The sequence below is a fragment of the Blastopirellula sp. SH421 genome, from assembly GCF_057808535.1.
In genome coordinates, this window is the sequence record NZ_CM173712.1 from 3133121 (window position 1) to 3157297 (window position 24177).

General features: G+C 55.5%; 16 protein-coding genes and 1 pseudogene. 6 read left to right on the forward strand and 11 right to left on the reverse strand.

The window, feature by feature from the left end; translation table 11 throughout:
* Positions 1-208: 208 nt before the first annotated feature.
* The 3 genes and pseudogenes from SH421x_RS13170 to SH421x_RS13180 all read right to left on the reverse strand — a co-directional run bounded on the left by SH421x_RS13170 (position 209) and on the right by SH421x_RS13180 (position 2051).
* Complete coding sequence (locus tag SH421x_RS13170) at positions 209-496, reverse strand: hypothetical protein (RefSeq protein WP_488856178.1); 288 nt, start codon at positions 494-496, stop codon at positions 209-211.
* A 556-nt stretch (positions 497-1052) separates the two neighbouring features.
* Positions 1053-1298 (reverse strand): annotated as a pseudogene (locus SH421x_RS13175) (IS66 family transposase); the annotation flags it as partial.
* Positions 1299-1430: 132 nt separating this feature from the next.
* The gene (locus SH421x_RS13180) at positions 1431-2051 is read right to left on the reverse strand and encodes a hypothetical protein (RefSeq protein WP_488856180.1); all 621 of its coding nucleotides are present in this window, start codon (positions 2049-2051) and stop codon (positions 1431-1433) included.
* 397 nt (positions 2052-2448) lie between these two features.
* Between SH421x_RS13180 and SH421x_RS13185 the strand changes: the two genes are divergently transcribed.
* Both SH421x_RS13185 and SH421x_RS13190 read left to right on the forward strand, forming a co-directional pair.
* Complete coding sequence (locus SH421x_RS13185; RefSeq protein ID WP_488856182.1) at positions 2449-2625, forward strand: hypothetical protein; 177 nt, start codon at positions 2449-2451, stop codon at positions 2623-2625.
* 146 nt (positions 2626-2771) lie between these two features.
* Positions 2772-3500 carry a carbonic anhydrase family protein gene (locus SH421x_RS13190; RefSeq protein WP_488856183.1) on the forward strand — a complete coding sequence of 243 codons (729 nt, stop codon included), beginning with the start codon at positions 2772-2774 and terminating at the stop codon, positions 3498-3500.
* 156 nt (positions 3501-3656) lie between these two features.
* On the opposite strand, the gene SH421x_RS13195 is transcribed toward SH421x_RS13190, so the two are convergent.
* Positions 3657-4328, reverse strand: coding sequence for a hypothetical protein (locus SH421x_RS13195; RefSeq protein ID WP_488856184.1), 672 nt, complete (start codon positions 4326-4328; stop codon positions 3657-3659).
* Between the two features lie 267 nt (positions 4329-4595).
* On the opposite strand from SH421x_RS13195, the gene SH421x_RS13200 reads away from it, so the two are divergent.
* Positions 4596-5543 carry a nucleotidyltransferase domain-containing protein gene (locus tag SH421x_RS13200; RefSeq protein ID WP_488856186.1) on the forward strand — a complete coding sequence of 316 codons (948 nt, stop codon included), beginning with the start codon at positions 4596-4598 and terminating at the stop codon, positions 5541-5543.
* On the forward strand, positions 5540-6301 hold the full coding sequence (locus tag SH421x_RS13205; RefSeq protein ID WP_488856188.1) for a nucleotidyltransferase domain-containing protein: 762 nt from the start codon (positions 5540-5542) through the stop codon (positions 6299-6301). The genes SH421x_RS13200 and SH421x_RS13205 overlap by 4 nt, the downstream gene beginning before the upstream one ends.
* 335 nt (positions 6302-6636) lie before the next feature.
* Here the strand turns inward: SH421x_RS13205 and SH421x_RS13210 are convergent, their stop codons facing one another.
* Positions 6637-12924 carry a cadherin-like domain-containing protein gene (locus SH421x_RS13210; RefSeq protein WP_488856189.1) on the reverse strand — a complete coding sequence of 2096 codons (6288 nt, stop codon included), beginning with the start codon at positions 12922-12924 and terminating at the stop codon, positions 6637-6639.
* A 927-nt stretch (positions 12925-13851) separates the two neighbouring features.
* Here SH421x_RS13210 and SH421x_RS13215 point away from each other — a divergent pair.
* Entirely contained in the window at positions 13852-15141 is a 1290-nt protein-coding gene (locus SH421x_RS13215; RefSeq protein WP_488856191.1) for a hypothetical protein, read from the forward strand.
* A 14-nt stretch (positions 15142-15155) separates the two neighbouring features.
* Here the strand turns inward: SH421x_RS13215 and SH421x_RS13220 are convergent, their stop codons facing one another.
* The gene (locus SH421x_RS13220; protein ID WP_488856192.1) at positions 15156-15992 is read right to left on the reverse strand and encodes a CBS domain-containing protein; all 837 of its coding nucleotides are present in this window, start codon (positions 15990-15992) and stop codon (positions 15156-15158) included.
* 257 nt (positions 15993-16249) lie between these two features.
* Complete coding sequence (locus SH421x_RS13225) at positions 16250-17149, reverse strand: alpha/beta hydrolase (RefSeq protein WP_488856194.1); 900 nt, start codon at positions 17147-17149, stop codon at positions 16250-16252.
* A 191-nt stretch (positions 17150-17340) separates the two neighbouring features.
* Here SH421x_RS13225 and SH421x_RS13230 point away from each other — a divergent pair, with 191 nt between their 5' ends.
* Positions 17341-18204 (forward strand): phytanoyl-CoA dioxygenase family protein, encoded by an 864-nt coding sequence (locus SH421x_RS13230; protein ID WP_488856196.1) that lies wholly within the window; start codon positions 17341-17343, stop codon positions 18202-18204.
* 4 nt (positions 18205-18208) lie between these two features.
* Here the strand turns inward: SH421x_RS13230 and SH421x_RS13235 are convergent, their stop codons facing one another.
* From SH421x_RS13235 to SH421x_RS13250, 4 genes are read right to left on the reverse strand one after another with little or no spacing between them, the layout of a single operon-like run.
* Complete coding sequence (locus SH421x_RS13235) at positions 18209-19438, reverse strand: hybrid sensor histidine kinase/response regulator (protein ID WP_488856198.1); 1230 nt, start codon at positions 19436-19438, stop codon at positions 18209-18211.
* Positions 19431-20015: a chemotaxis protein CheB gene (locus SH421x_RS13240; protein WP_488856199.1), complete on the reverse strand. Its 585-nt coding sequence runs from the start codon at positions 20013-20015 to the stop codon at positions 19431-19433. Before SH421x_RS13240 ends, SH421x_RS13235 begins: the two co-directional genes overlap by 8 nt.
* Entirely contained in the window at positions 20012-20839 is an 828-nt protein-coding gene (locus tag SH421x_RS13245; protein WP_488856201.1) for a CheR family methyltransferase, read from the reverse strand. Before SH421x_RS13245 ends, SH421x_RS13240 begins: the two co-directional genes overlap by 4 nt.
* A complete protein-coding gene (locus SH421x_RS13250) occupies positions 20836-23958 on the reverse strand; it encodes a response regulator (protein ID WP_488856202.1) in 3123 nt (1040 codons plus the stop codon). The genes SH421x_RS13245 and SH421x_RS13250 overlap by 4 nt, the downstream gene beginning before the upstream one ends.
* Positions 23959-24177: the final 219 nt, after the last annotated feature.

The window sequence follows — 24177 nt, forward strand, 5'->3', positions numbered from 1 at the left end:
GCTGTGGGAACTATCCGAGCTGTCGAGAAGTTTGTGACGTGGTGGTGTGAGATGAGCTGTAGTGTGACGAATGGTGTGGCACTGGCCAGAGCCAGTGCTCTTACTTTTGAGTCAATCAAAATTGCTCAACAAGATAGGACCAGATTTGTTTGCTGCTTCCAGCGAAGACACTGGCTGAAGGTCAGTCCCACACCGGCGCGGTCCTGAATTAGAATATTGCGTACGAGACGGTATATCCGTTGGTGGCATCGCCTCTGACATCGACCCGAATGTTGTCGTTCTCTAGCTCGAATTTGTCCACAAGGATTATTTTCTCATTGAAGTCTTCGTAAATCACCACACCGCGATCTCCAGTCTGCATGTGGTTGTTTTGGGCAAAATTTCCTTTGGGGACATCAACCTGCAGCTGAACACCGGACGCAAAGTGAGTGATATAGGCACGAAGAACATCTACGTCGTCCGTACCGTTTGCAACTCGAACTTTCTTGACTGCCATAGTGATGGTTTCTTTCTTATAGGGATGGCCATATTAACTGACCGTAGACTCGGTGCGCCAATTGTTCGGCCTCTTGAGATCGAGCAATGGTCAATACGGGGTGGCCTTGTGTTCCCTATTTGAGCGTAATGAATTGTCATGTCAAGCGTTAACGAAGCAGTTCTATCTGCTTAGCAATTTTTACCGATAAGTAGTCGTATAGTCGCGCTTGGCGACAAGGTAATTCCAGATCTAGATCGATTCTTACAAAGCAAGCGGCGACGACTCGCATTCCGTCTTTAATCGAGCGACGATTCCCTTCGCACCAGTACTCTACAGCGAGAAGGATTTCGAAATGCGAACGGTTTACAGCGGCGGCAACGTGCGATTGATTCAAGGCACAGGTGCACAGGTGCCATGTTCTTACCGCGTCTTCGCGAGAAGAGCATGTCTTCAAACCGGGCCCAATCCAACAATTAGACGATACCAATCAAAGACATGCTCTTTCGACGAAGACGTCGTAAGAGCATGGCACCAAACGCCCGATTCGCATTATCGATTTAGGGCGGCCCATTGATTGATTGAAGGTATAGGTCGCAACTTGCCTGATCGGGCTTTTCGGCAACAGCTTCTTGAGCCCGGCGTCTAGCCACGTTTTGAATTCTTGCAGGATCGGCAGCAATTTTTTCTCGTGCGCAGAATGTCGTTCCTCATCGCTCGCACGGCGACAATCGCGGTCGACGCGGTAGAACTTTTGAATCAGCGCCAGCGCATGATGAGCCCGCACTGGATCGGTTTTTCGCGCCTCGAACCAATTTCTCCGCTCCCGCCACCGCCGCTCCTTCAAAACATCCCACCGCGGCCCTTTCGCCATGTTAATTCTCCCGCTGAACCATGAATCGCCTGTGATGAAATCCAGGCTATCATGGGTGGGAAGATGTGGTTGGCCGGAGGGTTACGATATTCCTTCCAGCCCGTCTAACAGTAGTTCAAATGCTGGCAGGTAATAGCCGTTGTTGTCCAATTTCAATTTCGCACGGTAAATGGACACTAATTCATCGTAATTTGTGCGGCCAGTCAGCTTGGCGACGATAATCCCCTTTGAGCAACGATTCGACGGCATACCACCATGAACAGATGGCTCGTTCGGTTGGTCGTTAAGGGCAGCATCAACGGAAGGCAAATCGTGGAACTGCTCATAATATGGCAGGGATCTCTCTTGGAAGATCGTGAGCAATCGCGAGGACACCGCCGTCACGTCGGCATCTCCTTGCAGCGGGATGTCATATCCGTCTGTCCCAAAAATACGCCAAAAATCAATGCCAACGGTATGCGTGTCTGATTGGAATGCACGCTCGAATCCTGAAGTCTGATGAAAGATCTCCTCCACTTCGTCAAATCGAATCCCCGCCCACGGACGAACGTAATACGTGGGTGAGTAATGGACAACTGGAAGGCCAAATACTTCTATTCGTTTTCCCACACGTCGGACAAAGCGTTTTTTGCTCTTCATCGCCTTGAAGCCGAAGAGTTTCAATTCGGCTCCAACTGCGTCAAACAACAATAATGGCAACATGTTACTCATCTTTGATCCCATGCCACTAGGGGCATTCTGGTAAGTCGTTTGGTCGTATAATTTGCACTTTGGTCGGTGGGATCGAAGTGCCTGCTGGATAGGCCGCACCACCCTTTTCACCCACGACGACCCCACCATTGCGTCGAATCAACGGATAACCTGTCCGCTGCCTTGGCGTATTTCCTGCCCCAGCCGACGATTTCGAATCGAGCACAGGTGCCATGTTCTTACCGCGTCTTCGCGAGAAGAGCATGTCTTCAAACCGGGCCCAATCCAACAATAAGACGATACCAATCAAAGACATGCTCTTTCGACGAAGACGTCGTAAGAGCATCTCACCATTAGCTGCTCCCATCGCGTCCGCGCTTTGAACTGAAAACCTGAAAGAGGAGCCCGCTTGTCTGATCTCGTGTGCGTCAGCGTCTTTCTGCTGGTCTGCTTGACCTGGGCGGTCTGGATATGGCTGAAGCTGCGGACGGCGCCGCGGTGGCGGGTGATTGGTTGGATCTATTTGGTTGTTTGTGTCGTGGCGTCGATTGCTGTTTTGCTGGCGGCGATTTTGGGAATGGAGTGAGGCTTGGATACGGCTTGGCCGGCTGGGGGCGGGGGTCTGAGCATGGCGACTGACCGGGGGAAATAGTTGCCCCGCTGCTATGGTTGCCGATATGCTGAGGGCTGGTGGCCAGTCTTGCTTCTACAAAGTTACGGAGAAATCTTGCTATGTCGAAAGATGCTTTGTCGTTGCCGCAGCAGTCTCCGATCAATATTAAGTATGCTGACACGATGCCGAGGGGATTTCCGCCCGATTATCTGAAGCTTGACTATCCGACTGGGGAAATATACGGGCATCTGGGGCGAAAATCGGATGGCGAGGATGAGCACAATTTCTATTTTAATGAGCCTCCAGCGTCGTCGCTGAATGGAAGGAGTGCGACGTTGCAGCGGATTCACATTCATTCGGCCCTGGGCGAGCGGCAGTTGGGCGGAAGCGAGCATCAGTTGGAGGGAGAAGCGTTTCCGTTTGAAATTCATTTCGTGAACCCGTTTGACCATCCCACGGACGATGCGACTCACCTGCTGGTCGCCGTCTTCTTTCAAGAGAACGAAGAGGCCAAAACGCCGCTGTCGATCATTCGGCTGAACAAAGCGATTCAGAAGAGAATGGAGAAGCAGCAGGACGGCGCTGCAGAGGAGGACGTTCCGATGAACGTGCATGAGTTTTTGCCGCCGGACTGTGCCCGGTATTATCGGTATGACGGTTCGCTGACGACGCCGTCCAAAGGGGTAACGCCGCCGGATGATCCCAATCAAGAAGGAAAATGCTGGATCGTGTTTCCGCAGCTGGTAGAAGTGAAGCCTGAAGACGTGGAGTTTTTAAAGAGGCATTGCAACGAGTCGCCACGAGCGATTCAGCCGATCAACGGGCGAGAAGTTTGGCGAAGCTTTTGAGCGTGGGGCGATGCCTAGCTGCAGGGGTGGGAAGAAGTAACGGCTTGCGATGCGATTGTTTCTGACCGATCTGCTGGGAGGCTGTACGCTTCACCGTCTTCAAGAACGGTTGGAGCAAACTCCGGTTTTCTCCAACCGCACTAGGTTACTTCCCTGTTAGGCGCGTACCCACGGCATGAAGGCTCTTAGCATTTTGGCGCAGCGGTGAGTTTCGTCGGCGCCTGTTTTGTTAAGCGTGAAGGCTTGGCCGATGACGACGTCGATCCAGTGCCAAGCGGTTGCGGGCCCATCGAGTTTGCGAAGTGCGGTCAAGAAGTCATCTAGCGTGCTGCTGCGGGCGACTTCGATCAGGATCCCGTCGCCGGGTTGGTAAGCGGCAGGCGTGAGACGCGTTCCGTTGACGTTGAGCACGACCGTGGCGGGTGATTGGCCGGGGATCGCGGCGGCGACGTACAGCTGCAGGTTTTGCTGGGTCGCTTCGCTGGCTTCGTCGATTGCGTTCTCTAGTTCGCTGCCGGAGAAGGTCAAAAAGGTGTGCCAAAACCAGCTGCGGTCCATGATGTTGCTGGCCTGCCAACTGCCGGGGTGGAGCAACCCTTTTTCGACATTCCACCCGCAGAAGAGTTCGCCAGACTGGACCAGGCAGTCTGTCTGGGTGAGCATCAGCTTGCCATGCTTGAAGCCGGCTTTGGCGCTGGTGGGGGAGAGCCACCAATGGGTCGAGTCGGTGACGCGAAAGCGATTGTAAGGCAGCACATGCAGCCGCGTGAAATGCTGCTGCTTCAACTGCTTGGCGGCTTCATGCGGTGATGCGAACGGGAGATTCATCGGGGGTTCCTGCAGGGCGAACCGTTATCGGCGGGCGGCCGACTGGGGCAAAGGGGTGACGCCTTTCAATATATCGAGCAGCAGCTCGGTCGATGACGCAGGTGGTGAAAATTGGTAGGTTTGCGTGCTGTGGATGGTTTGCAGAGACGAATCAGAGCGCCGAGGCCCGCCGATGCGAACGTTTGGCCGTTGATTGGGGTCTTGCTCAAATTGTTTGGCGTTCTGGTTTCTATTGGCGCCTGATTTCTTTTGCTTGGAACAATCGTTGTGTCTGACCCTGTTCATTATCATCCCAACTTGATTTTCTCGCCGGGCACGCAAGTGGTGGCGCTACGTGAGATTGTGGGGCCTCATCAGCGAACGCTGCATCCGCGCGGCGCGGTGGGAGTGGTCGTGAAAGCGCCGGCCGATCTGCAGGGGAGTTATCGGATTCGCTTTTTGGATGGGTATGAAGAATCGCTATTGCCCAGCGAGTTGGCCCTGTTGGCCAAGCACAAAGAGGGGCTGATCGGCGATCGGCGCGGGGTGGATCCGGGTGAATTGCTGCAGCGGGTGATCTTGCAGTGCATCGTCGGATCTCAGGCGTATGGGCTGGCGGATGACAATTCGGACATTGACCGCCGCGGCATTTATCTGCCGCCGGCCGATTTGCAGTGGTCGCTGTATGGCGTGCCTGAGCAGTTGGAGCTTGACCAGTCGCAAGAAGCCTATTGGGAGCTGCAAAAGTTTATTGTGCTGGCGCTGAAAGCGAACCCCAACGTGTTGGAGTGTCTCTATTCTCCGTTGGTGGAGAAGGCGACTCCGTTGGCGCAACAGCTGTTGGCGATGCGGTCGATCTTTTTGTCGCGGCTGGTTTATCAGACCTACAACGGCTACGCGATGTCGCAGTTTAAGAAGATGCAGACCGACTTGCGAACCCAAGGTCAGGTGAAGTGGAAGCATGTGATGCACTTGATGCGCCTGTTGATTAGCGGGATTCGCGTGTTACGAGAAGAGGAAGTGCCGGTTGATGTGGGTCCGCATCGCGATCGCCTGCTGGCGATTAAGCGGGGAGAAGTCGCGTGGGCCGAGACCGAACAATGGCGCCGTCAACTGCACGCCGAGTTTGACGCGGCGCTGCAAGCGACTCAATTGCCAGAACGACCGAACTATGAACAAGCAAACGACTTTTTGATTCAAGCACGCCGCGCCGCGCTGGCCCCAGAATTGCCATGAACATTGATCCACGTTTATACAACCAAGTCGCCAAGCATCCGTACCCGCTGCTGTTTGCGACGATCAGCGGCGCGCATTTGTATGGATTCCCTTCGCCTGATTCTGACTTCGACCTGCGCGGCGTACATCGGTTGCCGCTGGCCGCAGTGGTGGGATTGCGGGACGTGGAGGAAACGGTCGAAAAGTCGGGCATGGATGATGGCCTGGAAATCGATTTGGTGACGCACGACGCCAAAAAGTTTTTCCTGCTGATGCTAAAGAAAAACGGCTATGTGCTGGAGCAATTGCTGTCGCCGCTGGTGGTGCAATCGTCACCAGAGCATGCAGAGTTGATCTCGCTGGCGCCGGCCTGCATCACGCGACATCATGCGCATCACTATCTTGGCTTCGCCGCGACGCAGTGGAAGCTGTTTCAAAAAGAAGATTGCCCGCGGGTCAAACCGCTGCTGTACGTTTATCGCGTTTTGCTAACCGGCATCTATTTGATGCGCACCGGGCGGATCGAAGCGAACTTGGGGAGGTTGAACGAAGAGTTTCGGTTGCCGTATCTGCCAGAGCTGATTGCTCGTAAGGTAGAAGGGCCCGAGAAGGGAACGTTGGAGCAATCGGACTTGACGCTTTATCAAAGCGAGTACGAGCGGCTGACAGCGGAGTTGGAACAAGCACACCAAGAGAGCCGATTGCCGGAACAAGCGACGGCGGCGGCGGGGTTGAATGATTTGTTGGTGCGCGTGCGGTTGAATGAGCTTGCGTCGTAGCGCGAGGCGCCTGTTTTGAGGCTTTGCTATTTGGTGGTTCGTAAAGAATGGAACGCGGATGCCACGGATAAATCGCGGACCACACGGGAAGAAAGCAAAGATCCAAGAGCGTTGAGCGATCTGTTTTCAATTAGATCAAAATTTTACCTTGTCGGATTTTTTTCTATCCCAGCGCTGCTTGCTTCCCGTGTTTTCTGTCTCACTTTCTGTAGAGCCCGTGTTGCATTCTTCAAGCAGTGCCATAGAGCTCAACTTCAAAAGAGGAAGAACAAAAAAAGAGGAGCAAGTCCCGGCGACTTGCTCCTCTTCGATTACTTTTTACTGCTGCTTCGCGATTAGCTGAACAGCATGTCGTCTAGCATTTCAGAGTCGGCGAAGAATTCTTCGAGCGATTCAGAGGGGGAGACGACGATGTCAAACGTGTCGATATCGGTACGCGGGCTGCCGGTTCCGGTTGCTCCTCGATCATTGGAGTTGATCGTGAACGTGTCGGTGCCGACAAAGGTGTCGCCGGCCGTATAGACCAGGCTGTTGAGCAGATTGGAAATCTGCTCGAACGAACCGACCAACATGATCCGCTGGGCATTGAGCGAAGCCAATTGCAGCGTGCCATATTGAACCGAAATCGTCACTTGCACAAAGGCGCCGTTAGCGTCAGGGTCGCTGACCGAAATCGCGTTGCCAGTCTCTGGCCCAAAGGACAGAGATTGTCCCGAAGTAATCGACTGCGTGCCTGGGACCTGATTCAATGGAGGCAGATTGGTTCCGTTATCCGTATCCAGACCATTGATGGTCAGCGTTACGGTTGCGGTATCTGACCCACCATCGCCGTCGCTTACCGTGTAGGTAAAGCTGTCGGTCGCGGTCTCGCCGTTGGCTAGACTGTCGAACACGCCGTTAGGATCGTAGGCAAAACTTCCATCGGCATTGAGCGTCAAGAAGGCTCCGGAGGCCAAGGTGATCGGCGTGCCAACGTCGGCCGGAGAGTCGTTGACGGCGGTGATCGCCAGCGCGGACCCTTCGGTATCGACATCATTAAACATCACGCCAACCGGTACGATCGACAAAGCGGTCGCTTCATCGGTCGAGAAGCTGTCATCGCTGGCCACCGGTGCGTCGTTTACACCGTTGATGACGATTGTCACTGTTCCATCGGCCGTTGTACCGCTTCCGTTATCGGCGGTATAGGTAAAGGACTCGATGGTCGACTCACCGTCCGAGAGCGTTTCAAACGATCCGTTGGGGTCATAGTCGAAACTGCCATCGGCGTTGACCGTCAGCAGCGCGCCGGAGTCCAAGGTGATCTGCGAGCCTACGTTGACCGCTTCACCATTGATTGAAACAATCGTCGCGGCGTCAGTATCGTTGCCCAGCAAGCCAGGCGCCGAGATCGAGAGCGACGTGTCCTCGTCGGTGACATACTCATCATTTTCGACGATCAGATTGGTCACCCCTTGAATGGTGATGACGACGGTCGAAGTGCTCATCAAACCGGTGCCATCGGCAGCGGTATAAGTGAAGCTATCTTCCGCCGTTTCACCATCAACCAACGCATTGAACACGCCGTTGGGATCATAATCAAAGCTGCCGTCGGCGTTCAGCGTGAGCAAAGCGCCCGAGTCGAGCGTGATCTGCGTACCGACGTTGGCTGCTTCGCCGTTAACATCGACGACGGTCAGGCTATCGCCATCAGCGTCGGTGTCATTGTCCAGCACGCCTGGCGCGGCGATGTTGAGGGCCGTGTCCTCCGCCGTTTCGTAAGCGTCATCACTGCTGACCGGGGCATTGTTCACGCCGGTGATGGTGATCACGACGGTCGAAGTGCTAACCAGCCCGCTGCTGTCGGCGGCGGTGTAGGTGAAGGTTTCTTCGGCCGTTTCGCCTTCGGCCAGTGATGCGAATACGCCGTTGGGATCATAATCAAAGCTGCCGTCGGCGTTCAGCGTGAGCAAAGCGCCCGAGTCGAGCGTGATCTGCGTACCCACGTTGGCCGCTTCGCCGTTGATGTCAACGACCGTCAGGCTGTCGCCATCAGCGTCGGTGTCATTGTCCAGCACGCCGGGGGCGGCGATGTTGAGGGCCGTGTCCTCCGCCGTTTCGTAAGCGTCATCACTACTGACCGGGGCATTGTTCACGCCGGTGATGGTGATCACCACCGTCGAAGTGCTTACCAGCCCACTGCCATCGGCGGCGGTGTAGGTGAAGCTTTCTTCCGCGGTTTCGCCTTCGGCCAGTGATGCGTATACGCCGTTGGGATCATAATCAAAGCTGCCGTCGGCGTTCAGCGTGAGCAAAGCGCCCGAGTCGAGCGTGATCTGCGTACCCACGTTGGCCGCTTCGCCGTTGATGTCAACGATGGTCAGGCTATCGCCATCGGCGTCGGTGTCATTGTCCAGCACGCCTGGCGCGGCGATGTTGAGGGCCGTGTCCTCCGCCGTTTCGTAAGCGTCGTCACTACTGACCGGGGCATTGTTCACGCCGGTGATGGTGATCACGACGGTCGAAGTGCTAACCAGCCCGCTGCCATCGGCTGCGGTGTAGGTGAAGCTTTCTTCCGCGGTTTCGCCTTCGGCCAGCGCGGCGAAAGCGCCGTTGGGATCATAATCAAAGCTGCCGTCGGCGTTCATCGTGAGCAGGGCGCCCGAGTCGAGCGTGATCTGCGTACCCACGTTGGCTGCTTCGCCGTTGATGTCAACGACGGTCAGGCTATCGCCATCAGCGTCGGTGTCATTGTCGAGCACGCCTGGCAATCCCACGTTCAACAGCAGATCTTCAGCCGTTTCATAGGCGTCGTCACTGCTGACCGGAGCATTGTTGACGCCGGTGATGGTGATGACCACGGTCGAAGTGCTTACCAGCCCGGTGCCATCGGCAGCGGTGTAGGTGAAGCTTTCTTCGGCAGTCTCTCCTTCGGCCAGCGCGGCGAAAGCGCCGTTGGGATCATAATCAAAGCTGCCGTCGGCGTTCATCGTGAGCAACGCGCCCGAGTCGAGCGTGATCTGCGTACCGACGTTGGCTGCTTCGCCGTTGATGTCCACGACCGTCAGGCTATCGCCATCGGCGTCGGTGTCATTGTCCAGCACGCCTGGCAATCCCACGTTCAACAGCAGATCTTCAGCCGTTTCATAGGCGTCATCACTGCTGACCGGAGCATTGTTGACGCCGGTGATGGTGATGACCACGGTCGAAGTGCTTACCAGCCCGGTGCCATCGGCAGCGGTATAAGTGAAGCTATCTTCCGCCGTTTCACCATCAACCAACGCATTGAAGGCGCCATTCGGGTCATAATCAAAGCTGCCATCGGCGTTCATCGTGAGCAACGCGCCGGAAGCGAGCGTGATCTGCGTACCGATGTTGGCCGGCTCGCCGTTCACATCAAGCACGTTTAACACATCGCCATCAGCGTCGGTATCATTATCGAGCACGCCTGGTGCTGCGATGTTGAGGGCCGTGTCCTCCGCTGTTTCGTAGGCGTCATCGCTGCTGAACGGGGTGCTGTTGACGCCGTTGATAATGATCAGGACTCGGGAAGAGCTCGTGAGACCACTGCTGTCGGCGGCAGTGTACATGAAGCTTTCCATCGAGACTTGTCCATCGGACATCGAATCGAATACGCCGTTGGGATCGTAGGCAAAGCTGCCATCGGCATTGAGGGTCAGTAACGCGCCAGACCCGAGCATAATCGGAGTCCCTACATTGACCGTCTCGCCGTTGACCTGAACGACCGTCAAGCTATCACCATCAGCGTCGGTATCATTCTCCAACACGCCGGGGGCGGTGATGGTGAGAACCTCGTCCTCCGCCGTTTCATAGTTATCATCACTGCTGACCGGAGCGTTGTTCACGCCGGCAATGGTGATCACGACGGTCGAAGTGCTTACCAGCCCACTGCCATCGGCTGCGGTGTAGGTGAAGCTTTCTTCCGCCGTTTCGCCTTCGGCCAGTGATGCGAATACGCCATTCGGGTCATAATCAAAGCTGCCATCGGCGTTCATCGTGAGCAGGGCGCCCGAGTCAAGCGTGATCTGCGTACCGACGTTGGCTGCTTCGCCGTTGATGTCAACGACCGTCAGGCTGTCGCCATCGGCGTCGGTGTCATTGTCGAGCACGCCTGGCGCGGCGATGTTGAGGGCCGTGTCCTCCGCCGTTTCGTAGGCGTCATCACTGCTGACCGGGGCATTGTTCACGCCGGTGATGGTGATCACGACGGTCGAAGTGCTTACCAGCCCACTGCCATCGGCTGCGGTGTAGGTGAAGCTTTCTTCAGCGGTTTCGCCTTCGGCCAGTGATGCGAATACGCCATTGGGATCATAATCAAAGCTGCCATCGGCGTTCATCGTGAGCAAAGCGCCCGAGTCGAGCGTGATCTGCGTACCGACGTTAGCTGCTTCGCCGTTGATGTCCACGACGGTCAGGCTATCGCCATCGGCGTCGGTATCATTGTCCAGCACGCCGGGGGCGGCGATGTTGAGGGCCGTATCTTCGGTCGTTTCGTAGGCGTCATCACTACTGACCGGAGCGTTGTTCACGCCGGCAATGGTGATCACGACGGTCGAAGTGCTAACCAGCCCGCTGCTGTCGGCTGCGGTGTAGGTGAAGGTTTCTTCAGCGGTTTCGCCTTCGGCCAGCGCGGCGAATACGCCGTTGGGATCATAATCAAAGCTGCCGTCGGCGTTCAGCGTGAGCAGGGCGCCCGAGTCGAGCGTGATCTGCGTACCGACGTTGGCTGCTTCGCCGTTGATGTCCACAACGGTCAGGCTGTCGCCATCGGCGTCGGTGTCATTGTCGAGTACGCCGGGGGCGGCGATGGTGAGTGCCGTATCTTCGGTCGTTTCGTAGGCGTCATCACTACTGACCGGAGCGTTGTTCACGCCGGCAATGGTGATCACGACGGTCGAAGTGCTAACCAGCCCGCTGCTGTCGGCTGCGGTGTAGGTGAAGGTTTCTTCAGCGGTTTCGCCTTCGGCCAGCGCGGCGAATACGCCGTTGGGATCATAATCAAAGCTGCCGTCGGCGTTCAGCGTGAGCAGGGCGCCCGAGTCGAGCGTGATCTGCGTACCGACGTTGGCTGCTTCGCCGTTGATGTCCACAACGGTCAGGCTGTCGCCATCGGCGTCGGTATCATTGTCCAGCACGCCGGGGGCGGCGATGGTGAGTGCCGTATCTTCGGTCGTTTCATAGGTATCGTCACTGCTGACCGGGGCATTGTTCACGCCGGCAATGGTGATCACGACGGTCGAAGTGCTAACCAGCCCGCTGCTGTCGGCGGCGGTGTAGGTGAAGCTATCTTCAGCCGTTTCGCCTTCGGCCAGCGCGGCGAATACGCCGTTGGGATCATAATCAAAGCTGCCATCGGCGTTCAGCGTGAGCAACGCGCCCGAGTCGAGCGTGATCTGCGTACCGACATTGGCTGCTTCACCGTTGACCTCTGATACGTTGATCGCATCGCCATCGGGATCGGTATCATTGTCCAGCACGCCGGGGGCGGCGATGGTGAGGGCGGTATCTTCTGGGGTTTCGTAGGCGTCGTCGAGGGAGACCGGCGCTTCGTTGGCCAAGACTTCGACAAAGAAGCTTTCGACATCGGCCAGGCCTGCATTGTCGAAGACGAGGATCGAAATCTCAAACAGTCCTGGTGGAACGGTCACCCCCGGCGTTAGCAGCAACTGGGCAGTTCGCGATCCAACCTCTTGGACCAGCGAAACGAAGCTGGGGGATTCGGGATCGATCATGAACGAGAGTTCGTCCGCCGAATTGGGATCGGTGGCCGAGATCTCGAACATCAACTCGCTTCCGGCGTCCAACTGCTGATCAGCGATCGGGGCCAGGTTGGGGGGAAGATTGACGTTGACGGTACTGGTTGCGACCGCGCTATCGGATGCGCCATCATTGACGGTAAACTCAATCAAACGCGGCGTGACATCGGCCGTGGCGCTGGTGTTACTGTAGCGAACGGTTCGCAGCACCTGTTGGTACTCAGCCGCTGAGGCTTCGCCTGACAACTGCAGCACGCCATCGGCATAGGCGGCGGTAATACTTGTCCCGTCGGTGTTGACCAGCAGTGATTCGGCGGCGCCATCTGCGAGATTGGTGATGCTGACCGTGGCCGACATCAGGTTTCCGTTGTTGGGATCGGAGACCGTCATATCACTATCGGCGACGCTGACCGGGCCTTGGCCAAATTGGTGCGTCGTGGCGAAGTCGCCGCCATCGGCATCTTCGCCGTTGAGATCGACCGTGGGCTCGCCGAGCGAAACTTCGATAGTGATCGACTCAAAATCACCTCTTTGCGGCGAATCGTTGTTCATCGCAATGATGCGAAACGTGTGCGAGCCGACCTGATCCATCGACGGAGTCCAATGGATGACGCCTTCGGGCGAAATTGTGGCTCCAGCAGGGGTTTGGTCGGGATCCGGATCTAGGACAAAGCTGAACTGTCCCTCGGTGATCGTGCCGCCGGCGGCCATGAGATCGAGCGAATATTGATCGCCCACGTAGGCAGTTTCGGCTTCGACGCCCGAAAGATCAAAGTTGGGAGCCGACGCATCCATCACGCGGCGCTCTTCCAGGCGTTCGGATCCCATACTAAAAGCATTACGTCGCATGCGAGATTGATTCTTCATCGTCATATCGAATCCTTCAAATAGATATGGCAAAAGAAAGTTGGTATAAGATGCCCTTCGCGCAGAGAGTCCTCCCGATCGCGACTTCGCAACATGCGAAGTTCAAGCTGGGAAGCAATGGCGAATGGGCAGAGAATAGAAATGCTTCAGACGGATCATCCACGCTCAAAGCAAATCATTCGTCGGCAAAGAAACGCACGCGTTGCAATCATTCGCGAGGGTGCGCTTTGAACTGAAATTAACGGGGGGAGCTCCTTCTACTCTCGTCAGTTCGGCGCGGCGATAAAAGCGTCAGAACGATCTTTGTGCATCCATTGCGATCGGCTGGGCTTTGGGTCAAGTAAGCTGGCGCTGGCAATCTAATCGTCGCTTGCCCTGTCGTCCTGGGATCGACTACTTGCGACGAGCATTAAGTTAATCTGTCCGACATGAGGTTTGCAATGCCCCGTGTTCCGATTTTTTTCATAATATGACATCTGTATGACATGCAAATATGTGTCGCCGTTGTTGGGTCCGCTCCTTGGGTGGGTGTTCCTGGGGAGAGCGGCTGCTGGAGTTCGCACGGCGTTCGCATTGCGTTTACACAAGGTTCGCATGGCGAAGTGTGGTGAGGATTGCTGTACGATACGCCTCATCACGGGCAGAGGTTCGGCGGCGGAACAGAAAGATTGAAGGATCCATTGCTAGCGAGCAGCCGCAACGATTGGAAGTCTTCGAAGACTCTTATTTTCAGCGGTCGTAGAGATCAGAATGCATTGGATCTTGCCTATGTGTCCGCTTATCAAAGAAAGCGCCGCCGAGCGCCACCAGCGGTCGGGCGAGCCTATCCAAGCGAAGATTCATGGCAATTTGTTGCCTGTTTCTGATTGTTTCTCTACCATGATTGTTTCCTATGTCCAGAGTTACTTTGCACAAGGAGCGGCGCCAGTGCTCGCTCGAATTTCGCCTCAGATCGCCCTCACAAGCGTGATTGCCGTTTTGCTTTCGACGGTTGCGTTGCCTGATCACGCAACCGCCGCGTCGACCGGTGTCGCCGATATTTTGGAGGAAGGTTGGTCGATTGGGCCTGATTCGTTAGAGAAGGCGCGTAAAGCTCGCGCGGCGTTTATCGGTTCGGTCGAAGATCAAGAGGCGCTGGATATGGCGTTTGGTCTAGTGCTAATCAAGCATCACAAGTACGAAGAAGCGACTACGCTGTTTGAAAGTCTAACGACCAATCATGAAGACAATCAAGTGGCCTGGAGGGGGTTGATTTGGCTTTATGTGCTGCAAAAAAAATCGGAGTCGGGCCTGCTGAAGGTCGATCAAATGTCGGACACGATTCGACCCGACGAAGCGGATGACGCAAGCGAAGTCGAGACGCGCGCTACTGCTTGTTTTTTGGGACGCGTGTTCGCCTACTTGGATGGACCTGCCGAAGGAGAGGTTTCGCAAGGAGTCCGCAAGCTGGTTCGACAAAAGATTGACCGGTTGATGGTCGGAGCTCGGGCGACGGACTTTAAAACCAACTATGACGAAGTGACGAATGAGTTTGATTCTTTGACCAACCAAGGGGATCAGGCTCGCGATCAGGCGGTGGAAGATCAAAAGATGGCGAAGGAACAAGAGAAGCAAGAGCTCTCTGATCTGCGTCTGCGCCTGGAGATTGACCAAGCCGAAGCTCAAGAGCGGATGGACATGCTCCGCAGCGAGCTAACCAAAGAATTAGAAGCGTTTAATCGGATGGAAGCGCCGCTGAGCGATGCGATCTCACGGCTTGAGGTGCAGCTTTCGGTGGTGCGCCGCGAGATGCTTAGTCTGAACGATAATCTGTTTCGCTTACAAGCAGATTACGACCAAACGAAAGACCCGCGGCGGAGAGACAGCTTGCTGCGCGAAATCGCGCGAGCCGAGATCTTGCTGGGGCAATATCAGCGCGATAATCAAGTGATTCTTGGAGAAGGAAATCGCTTGACGCAGCGTCGTGACGCGGTTCGCGCAAGTCGCGCCGAAACGACCCGCCGCTTTGAGTCAGACATCAAAGAGATGCAAGATCTGAAAGCGAACCTTGCCCGGCGTGAAAAGCGAACCGATCTGGAAGAGAAGCGAGTCAATCGTCCCGCCAAGGGAAACACTCCGCGCGTCCGCGTGATTAGCGCCAAAGCGAGCAGCTTGCGAACCTACGCCGATTTTCCGCTTGAACTAGAGCGACACAAATTATTGACCACCAAGCCGTGAGGTTTAACAATCGCCTACAGCATCGCATGCAAGATGTGTTCTTGCGAAATCACGCCAACTAGATCGTTGTTGCGATTTACGACGACCAGCGCTTGCAACTGCATGTTGAGCATTGTCTGAGCGGCGCTATGCATGGTGTCGGTAGGCAGAATCGAGTGCGATTCGCGAATAATGTCGGTTGCTCGGATCGACTTCGGGTCTTCGGACAAATACATGACGCGAGCCAGATCGCGACTTTTGGCGCGACGGATATCGCGGCGTGAAATAACGCCGAGCGGGAAATCGCCGTTCATGACGACGGCGTAAATCGCACCTTCCGCTTCGCAGATCATCTTGACTTCTTCAATGCTGGAGTTGAACGGGACCAGCACCGGCGTAAGGTCGAGATAGGTCTTCACCTCGGCGTTGCATACGCCGTCGTCCGAGTACGAAAATTCGCGCAGAAAGTCGGTCGAAGTTACCATGGCCGATAGACGCTCATCTTCGGTCACCGGCAAGGAGTTGACTCCTTTGTCAAGCAGCATCCGCAGCGCCGTCGCAACGGTGGTGTCGTACGAGATCGAGTAGACCTTGTGCGACATGAACTCTGTAATGCAAATTGGCCCACTTTCATCGCGGAAGCGATTGGACATGTTGGCCGCTTGAAACATTGCTGCGGTGCGAACGACATCTTCGTCCGAGACGATTCCGACCACATGTCGATCGTCATCGATGACCGGCCAATGGTGGAACCCTACCATGTAAACCTGCTCAAGCAGCTCTTCTAGCGTGGTATCCAGCGAAGCGCTCATCGGATTGTAAGTCACGATGGAGCTTAGCGATTGGTCAAGAATGAGCTTGGCGGTCGCCATGCGATTTCTACTGCCGTCCAGCGCAAGGAAGTTAAAATTGGCGGGTGCGTGAAATCTAGTTCGCGGCGCTTGCTAATGGGAAGCTTGTCAGCAGAAAACGGCAGATTTCAAACGCCATTTTAAAGCATTGGCGCGAAGAGTACGGTTATGTCGGTGGTGAGATCCAGCCGAACCGCTGTCGCTGTAGAGTGCCGTACTAGTCAAAACGAGGGGGGGGCGATCGGCAAGCAATCGCCCCCTCCAAGATCAGTCGTAACTTACTTGCCGGCTGTCGGTTTGGTGGAGAGCATGCCTAGCCCGTCGAGCCAAGCTTCGCACAGTTTTGGCCACGCTGAGGTGCCGGGGATACTAGCGGCCAGTCCAACGCCGTGGCGACCTTTGGCGAAAATGTGCATTTCGGCTGGGACCTTCGCTTTTTGCAACGCTTCGTAGAAGACGATGCTGTTTTGCGGCGGCACGCCGGTGTCTTCGCTGGTGTGGAATAAAAAGGTGGGAGGAGTTTCTGACGTCACTTGCGTTTCGTTCGAGAGGCTCTTCACAAGGTCCTTGTCAGGGTTCTCGCCCAGCAAATTCTTCTGCGATCCATAGTGGGTAAACGGTTGGTCAAAAGCAATCACCGGATAGCACAAGATCGCGAAGTCAGGACGGCACGAGACGCGATCGATCGGATCGGCCGCTTGGGCGTCACCGGCGTCAAAGTGGGTTGCCGCCGTCGAAGCCAAATGGCCACCGGCCGAGAAGCCCATCACGCCGATTTTGTGGGGCGAAACCCCAAATTTGGCGGCTTGGGCTCGGACGGTTCGTAGGGCTCGCTGGGCATCCTGAATTGGCGCCGGATGCGAGTAACCACGACCGCGATGGCGATACTCGACTACAAACGCCGAAACGCCAAACGAGTTGTACCACTTGGCGATTTCGACCCCTTCGTGCCCCGTGGCGAGATGTCCGTAGCCGCCTCCTGGCAGGACCACGACGCCGCAGTCGGTCTTGTTGGCGCCTTCGGCCAGATAGAGGGTGATGGTTGGTTTGTCATTGTCGGCGTCCCCTTTGGCGTCGGGCGCTCCGGCTGGCCAAAGTAATTCACGCTTGGGTTCGGCGCTAAGCGCGATCAAGGGGAGAATGCCGACAAGGAAGCAAGTCGAGACGATTTTTGACATGGGGTAAGCTCGCGTTGAAGGGACGGCAGGCGGTCGATGGGGGCTGAAAATCCAGGGCTGACCAAGTTCTTAGGGTAACCTGACCGGCGAAGGAATCAATCTGGGGGGAGCTTACGGACTTGATTTTTGACTGTCCAAAGGTGAAAACGAGTGACTCACCCTAAACCTTCTCGCCCCCTTGGATTTTGCCCATGGCCGCCGATCTTTCGCACCAGCATGCTCCGATCTCCCCCGCGTTTACCAGCAAATTCAGCAGCGGCGACTTCCGGCTGTCAGCAGAGCAAGTCGCTTTTTTTCATGAGCATGGTTATCTGACCGGCGTCAAGATTTTGGAGGATGAACAGGTCGACATGCTGCGGGAAGAACTGGAAACGTTCTTTCAATCGGAGCATGACGGGCGTGACTTGTGGTATGAGTACCACACCAACGAATCGGCCACTCCAGACACGGTGCTGTTTCATGCGCTGGGCGCTTGGCGCGTGGGTGCTGGGTTTCATGATGTGCTCTGGTCGCCGGCTTTTGTTGCGGCGGCCGAACAGTTGCTTGACGGCAAAGTCCGCTTTTGGCATGACCAGCTGTTTTGCAAGCCGGCCAATCATGGCGGAGTAGTCGCCTGGCATCAAGATTACTCGTATTGGACGCGCACCAAGCCAATGGCGCATCTGACCTGCTGGATCGGCCTGGACGACGCCGATCGTGACAACGGCTGCGTGCAGTACGTGCCGGGAAGCCACAAATGGGATTTGCTGCCGATCACCGGATTGGCCGGCGATATGAATGCAATTCGCGATGTGCTGAACGACGAGCAATGGGAGCAGTTTCAGCATCCGGTGGCGGCGGAACTGAAGAAGGGAGAAGCGACGTTCCATCATCCGCTGACCGTGCACGGATCGTTCGCGAATCACACGGATCGCCCTCGGCGAGCAACGGTGATCAATGCTTTCCGTGATGGCGTTTGCAGCGATAGTAACGAGGTCTTGCTGCACGGCATTCCCCCGATCGCTCAGGGAGAAAAGATGCAGGGACGATTTTTCCCGCTGTTGTCAGCCAAGTAAATCGCTACGTCGAACTCTCGCCGGATGGTTGGGCGTGACCAGCCGGGATTTTTGCCAGCGGCAGTCGGACGATGAACTCGCTGCCTTGGTTTTCTCCTGCACTTTTGACTTCGATTTCGCCATCATGCATCTCTACCAAACGTTTGACCAGAGTGAGCCCGATGCCGAGTCCCCCTTTGGAGAGTTCTAGATGCTTGTCGATCTGGTTAAACATGCCAAAGATGTCAGAGAGTAATTCAGGCGGGATGCCGATGCCGTTGTCTTTGACGCTGATCGCGACCAAGGGATCTTCTAAGGCGACCGAGAGACAGATTTGACCTCCGTCGGGCGTATATTTGGCGGCGTTGTTAAGCAGGTTGGCGATGATCTGCGAAATTCGAACCGCGTCTCCGTCAATCTCGATCGGAGTCGCCGGTTGTTGGACCGAAAGTTTGTGGCGTGCGTCAGCAATCAAAGGGGCGCTGGTTTCGACGGCGTTCTTCACGACATCGCCAAGCAGAAAGACCGCGCGTCGCAGTTGGATCTTGTCGCGCGAGATGCGACTGATGTCTAACAGATCGTCGATCAAGCGAACCATGTGCTGTACTTGTCGTTTTACGATGTCATAGACTTCGATTTCTTCAGCTTTGCTCAGTTCGCCTAGTCGAACCACCTCGACGGCGCTCAGAATGGGCGCGAGCGGATTTCGAAGTTCGTGGGCCAGCGTTGCGAGAAATTCATTCTTGCGGCGGTCTGAGTTTTGCAGCGATTCAGATTGTTCGCGACTTTGTTGCAGCAGACGCGAGTTTTCGTCCAGCAACGTTTTCAGTTCGTCTCGTTGCCGCGCGACTTCTTGGCGTTGGCGAAACAACTCAAAAAAAACTTCGGCTTTACTTTTGAGGATATCGGACTCAATCGGCTTGTGCAGAAAGTCGACGGCGCCCGCTTCGTAGCCGCGAAAACGACGCTGATAATCCTCGGTCCCGGCAGTCAGAAAGATAATCGGGACCCGTTTAGTGCGTTCGGTGCCGCGCATGAATTCAGCCAGCTCGAACCCGTCCATGACCGGCATTTGCACATCAATCAGCGCCAACGCCATCTCGTACTCCAGCAACGCTTCTAGCGCTTGAGGACCGGAACGGGCTTTGATCACTTCTAAGCCTTCGCAGCGCAACACAGCGTCTAGCGCGATCAGGTTTTCTTCTCGATCGTCAACTATCAAGCAATAAACCGGCGAGTTGGGAGTCTCAATCATTGGACCTCCCTTGAATGATAAGGTAGTCGGCAATTTCGTCGAGCTTCATCGTACTCGCATCCGGGCAGGCGGACTTGGCTGAAGTGGGCATGTAAGGAGACGTCGCCTCCTGCGGGGATTGCACAATCGCGACGCCGCCACAATCCGAGATGCAGCGTAGTCCAGCAGAGCCATCATTATTGGCTCCGGTCAGGACAATTCCTACAAGGGCCGGACCGTATGCGTCGGCCGCCGTTTCAAATAGCACGTCGATCGCTGGTCGAGAATAATGGACAGGCTCTTCGCTGGAAAGTGAGACCCTTTGTTTGTCGGTTTCAATCATCAAATGATAGTCGGGCGGAGCCAGGTAAACGCAGGAGGGCTCAATGGGCTCTTTGTCTTCCGCTTCTCGTATTTGGAGGGGACATTTGGCCTGAAATACGTCGACTAGCGCACTGGCGCGATCGGCCGGCACATGGACCACCACAAAAATCGGCAGCGGAAAATCTTGGGGAAGTCGCGTCAAGATGGCGCTGATTGCTTCGACTGCACCGCTTGATGCGCCAATTACAATCGCTTCGACCGAGGAGTTTATCATGGTTCACTCCGCTTTTGATAGATTCTGGCTTGGCGCGAGAATTCGTCAAACGCATCCACGTGACTCGTAAATCGCAGCGTTTCTTTGGCCCCTAAACCCAAAAATCCGCGGCGGATCAGCGAGTCTTGCATCAAGCCGATCGCGCGGTTTTGCAACTCGCGATCAAAATAGATCAGCACGTTGCGGCACGAAACCAGGTGAACCTCAGCGAAGACAGCGTCCGAGACCAGGCTATGATCCGAGAACACAATATTTTTACGAAGGCTCTTATCAAACTTGGCCGCTCCATAGGCGGCCGTATAATAGTCCGAGAGAGAAGACTTGCCGCCGGAAGCCTGATGGTTTTTGGTAAATAGCGGCAGTCGCTCTAGGTCATAGACCCCGGCCTCTGCTTTTTGCAGCGCCTTGGGGTTGACGTCAGTTCCGTAGATCATGGTCCGATCGTCGAGACCTTCTTCACGCAGCATAATCGCCAGCGAATAGACTTCTTCACCATCACTGCAACCAGCAACCCAGATCTTCAGCGACGGATAGGTCCGCAAATGAGGAAAGACCTCTTCGCGCAAGACTCGAAAGTAGTGAGGATCTCGAAACAGCTCACTGACTTGAACGGTCAGGTACGACAGTAGCTCGGCGAAGAGATCGGCTTCGTACAAGACCCGCCCTTGAAGTTGCGAAAACGTGTCGACCTGAAATCGCGCCTTCGCTTGCCCCAGACGCCGTTTGATCGACGCCATCGAGTAACCCCGAAAGTCATAGTGGTAGTGTTCGTAAATTGCCTGCAACAGCAATTTTAATTCGATATCTTCGACCTTGCCGCTCATTGGGCGGCTCCCTGTCGCGGCATCCAAACGCGTATCAACGAGAGTAGCTTCTCGACATCCAGCGGCTTGGCCAAATAGTCGTTGGCTCCAGCTGCCAGACAAGACTGTTGGTCGTCTTTCATCGCTTTGGCGGTCAGCATGATAATCGGCAATCGCTGGCACTTGGGCCGTTTGCGAATTTCTTGGGTCGCTGAGATGCCGTCCATTTCGGGCATCATTACATCCATCAGAACCAGGTCGATCTTCAGGGTGGGATCGGCGAGCGAAGCGTCAATCGCCGCGACCGCTTCTAAACCGTTACGCGCAACTTGCAAGTGGACGCCGCACGGCTCCAAGATGCTGGTCAATGCGAACACGTTCCGGACGTCATCTTCCACAATCAGGATATGGCGATTCTCCAGCGCTGCGTCACGGCGACGCGCTTTTTCGATCATCCGCTGTTGTTCTTGCGGTAGTTCTGAAACGACCTGATGCAAAAACAAGGTCACCTCGTCCAGTAGTCGCTCGGGAGATTTGGCGCCTTTGATGATGATTGACTTTGAATATTTTCGCAGCCGTTGCTCTTGCTCGATCGACAAGTCCCGGCCGGTGTAGACAATCACTGGAGGAAAGGAATACGCTTCTTCCTGACTCAGCGTTTCTAGCAACGAGTAGCCGGAAGCGTCGGGCAATGTCAGGTCGAGCACCATGCAGTCAAACGTCTCGCTCTTCAGCTTGTCCAGGCACTCGGCAGCGCTCTGGACGCCGACGGTCTCGACTTCGCTTGATCCCAGCAGCGCGTGCAGGCTATCGAGCTGAACCTGATCGTCTTCGACCACCAAGACGCGGCGCATTCGCTGGGAGAGTCGTTGCTCTAGCCCTTGTAAGACCTCAATGATCTCTTCGCGTTTGACCGGCTTCAACATAAAGCCGACGGCGCCCAAAGAGATCGCCGAATCGGTGTAGTCGCTGCCTGAGATGACATGGACCGGAATGTGCCGTACCCGAGGATCATTTTTCAATCGATCCAGCACCGACAGCCCCGAATGATCAGGCAACCCAATGTCGAGGATCACGGCGCTAGGCTTGTACTCTAGAGCCGCAGCGTAGGCTTCTTCCGCCGTGTTGGCGATCACGCATTGAAAGTCGGTGTCGTGCGCCAGACCATACAGGATCCGCGCAAAATTGGCGTCGTCTTCCACCACCAAAATCACCCGATCCTGGCCGGTCAGATCCTCGCGATCGTCTGCAACAATGCGAGGCGCAACAGGCGGTCTTGTGGCGGGCTGGGCGGATTGCTGCGATGCGGGAAGCGGCGTCGGTGCAGATTCTCCGGCAGCAGGACTCGCCGCTTGTGGTGATACCGTCGCGGGGTCGTAAACCGCAGGAATGATTACGGTAAACGTGCTGCCTTTGCCGGTTTCACTAGTTAGTTGCAGTTCGCCCCCGAGCAGCCGCGCAAATTCTTTGGAGATCGAGAGGCCAAGTCCAGTTCCGCCATGTTTGCGATGCGAAGAACTATCGGCCTGCCGAAACGCCTCAAAGACCATCTGTTGTTGCTCGGTCGAAATACCGATCCCGGTATCGGATACCGCGAGCGCAAGACGCTGATGAGGAAGTGCTGTGACCGAAAGCTTCACCTCTCCCTGCTCTGTAAATTTGATGGCGTTGGATAGCAGATTTTTGAGCACCTGCTCCAATCGCTGACGATCGGTAGAGATCACTTTGGGGCAATCCGCGGCGATCTCTGTCACAAACTGCAGATTTTTTTGCTGGGCGAGCGGGTGCATCGTACGCGTGACTTCCTCAATGATCTTCTGCACGCGCGATTCTTCGAGACGCAGCTCCATCTGGCCAGCTTCGATCTTAGACAAATCCAAGATGTCGCTGATCAGCGTAAGCAAGTCATTGCCGGCTGCTTGGATCGTTTTCGCGAACTTGACCTGCTCATCGGTCAGATTGCCATGGGGATTATCGGCGAGTAGTTTTGCCAGGATCAGCGACGAATTTAATGGCGTGCGCAGCTCGTGCGACATATTGGCGAGGAAGTCGGATTTGTAACGGCTGGCTCGTTCTAAGTCGGCCGCTTGCTGTTGCAGCGAAAGCTTGGTTCTCCCCAAATCATCGCGTTGCCCTGCTAGCAACTGCGTTTGTTCTTCCAATTGCGTATTGGTCTGCTCCAGCTCGGCTTGTTGCAGTTCTAAACGCGTTGCGGTTTCTTTGAGCGCGTTCCCCTGCTCTTCCAACTCTTCGTTGGCGACGCGCAGCTCTTCACTTTGGGCTTGCAGCTCTTCGGATTGACGCTGGGTTTCTTCTAGCAGCGTTTGTAAATGGGCACGGTAATTGGCTGAGCGGACCGCGATGGCGACCGATTCAGAGACCCGCTCTAGCAATATGCGTGCGCGCTCTCCAAGCGGGAGCAAAGCGCCGATTTCTAACACGCAATACGTGATATTCTCGGCCGCCATCGGGCAAATCACCAGATGGCGCGGCTTTCCCTCTCCCAGCGCACTTCCCATGGTTAGATAGCCGTCCGGCGTCTCGTTCAGGACGAAGATTCGATTGTCTTTGACCGCACGACCTAACAGGCCATCATCGAGCGTAAATTCGTTGTACGTGTTGGCGTCGCTGGGGACCCCATAGCTGGCGATGCGGCGAAACTCTTTGCCATCGCGCGTAAAGAAAATTCCGACTTGGGCGCCCAGGTATTCGGACAGCATTTTGAGCACCCGATCCCCTAGGTTCTCCAAGGTCGGATCGCCGATCATCGCTTTGCTTAGAGTTGTTTGCCCCTTTTGCAGCCAGCGCTCGAATTCGATCTCCAGCTTGTTCTTTACAAAGAAAGCAGCAACGATGGCCATGACCCAGATCGTAAAAATTCCGCAACCACGATTGATCTGGGCGATGTTGCGGTCGAAGCCAGCGTCATCGGTGAAGAAGGTAGCGAACATCAGGACCGTCGCTACCCCAGCGACCACCAGCGGAATCTGAGGGCGCCAAGTCAACAAGGTCAGCGCAATCGGGATGAGGTACATCACCCAAACCGCTACGCCGAGCGCTGTGTAAAGGTCAGCCAGCAGTACGCCTGCCATTGAAACGGCAATCGCGGTGTGTAATGCGAGAGTCCGAGAATTTTGCAAGGGATGGATCCCTGTGAGGAGGGGAGTGGATTTAGGGAGAGCATCCGCCGTGTCTGGCGTTGGATGAATGAACGAATACATTTCGTCACTCAGGCGGATCGCATCCACTGCGATCGTGATTGACTGCTCAGAAGCTCTTCGGGTGAGCTGCTCTATTACTATGCTTGGTTGTAACGAATTCGGACCCTTTGCCCTATCCGACAAAGGCCGTTTTTCACT

Excerpts from the sequence above, each read along its gene's own strand:
- SH421x_RS13225 (WP_488856194.1), bottom strand. The coding sequence starts at position 17,149 with ATGTCAAAAATCGTCTCGACTTGCTTCCTTGTCGGCATTCTCCCCTTG.
- SH421x_RS13245 (WP_488856201.1), bottom strand. The coding sequence starts at position 20,839 with ATGAGCGGCAAGGTCGAAGATATCGAATTAAAATTGCTGTTGCAGGCA.
- SH421x_RS13170 (WP_488856178.1), bottom strand. The coding sequence starts at position 496 with ATGGCAGTCAAGAAAGTTCGAGTTGCAAACGGTACGGACGACGTAGAT.
- SH421x_RS13235 (WP_488856198.1), bottom strand. The coding sequence starts at position 19,438 with ATGATTGAGACTCCCAACTCGCCGGTTTATTGCTTGATAGTTGACGAT.
- SH421x_RS13240 (WP_488856199.1), bottom strand. The coding sequence starts at position 20,015 with ATGATAAACTCCTCGGTCGAAGCGATTGTAATTGGCGCATCAAGCGGT.
- SH421x_RS13205 (WP_488856188.1), top strand. The coding sequence starts at position 5,540 with ATGAACATTGATCCACGTTTATACAACCAAGTCGCCAAGCATCCGTAC.
- SH421x_RS13210 (WP_488856189.1), bottom strand. The coding sequence starts at position 12,924 with ATGAAGAATCAATCTCGCATGCGACGTAATGCTTTTAGTATGGGATCC.
- SH421x_RS13220 (WP_488856192.1), bottom strand. The coding sequence starts at position 15,992 with ATGGCGACCGCCAAGCTCATTCTTGACCAATCGCTAAGCTCCATCGTG.
- SH421x_RS13195 (WP_488856184.1), bottom strand. The coding sequence starts at position 4,328 with ATGAATCTCCCGTTCGCATCACCGCATGAAGCCGCCAAGCAGTTGAAG.
- SH421x_RS13190 (WP_488856183.1), top strand. The coding sequence starts at position 2,772 with ATGTCGAAAGATGCTTTGTCGTTGCCGCAGCAGTCTCCGATCAATATT.
- SH421x_RS13230 (WP_488856196.1), top strand. The coding sequence starts at position 17,341 with ATGGCCGCCGATCTTTCGCACCAGCATGCTCCGATCTCCCCCGCGTTT.
- SH421x_RS13180 (WP_488856180.1), bottom strand. The coding sequence starts at position 2,051 with ATGTTGCCATTATTGTTGTTTGACGCAGTTGGAGCCGAATTGAAACTC.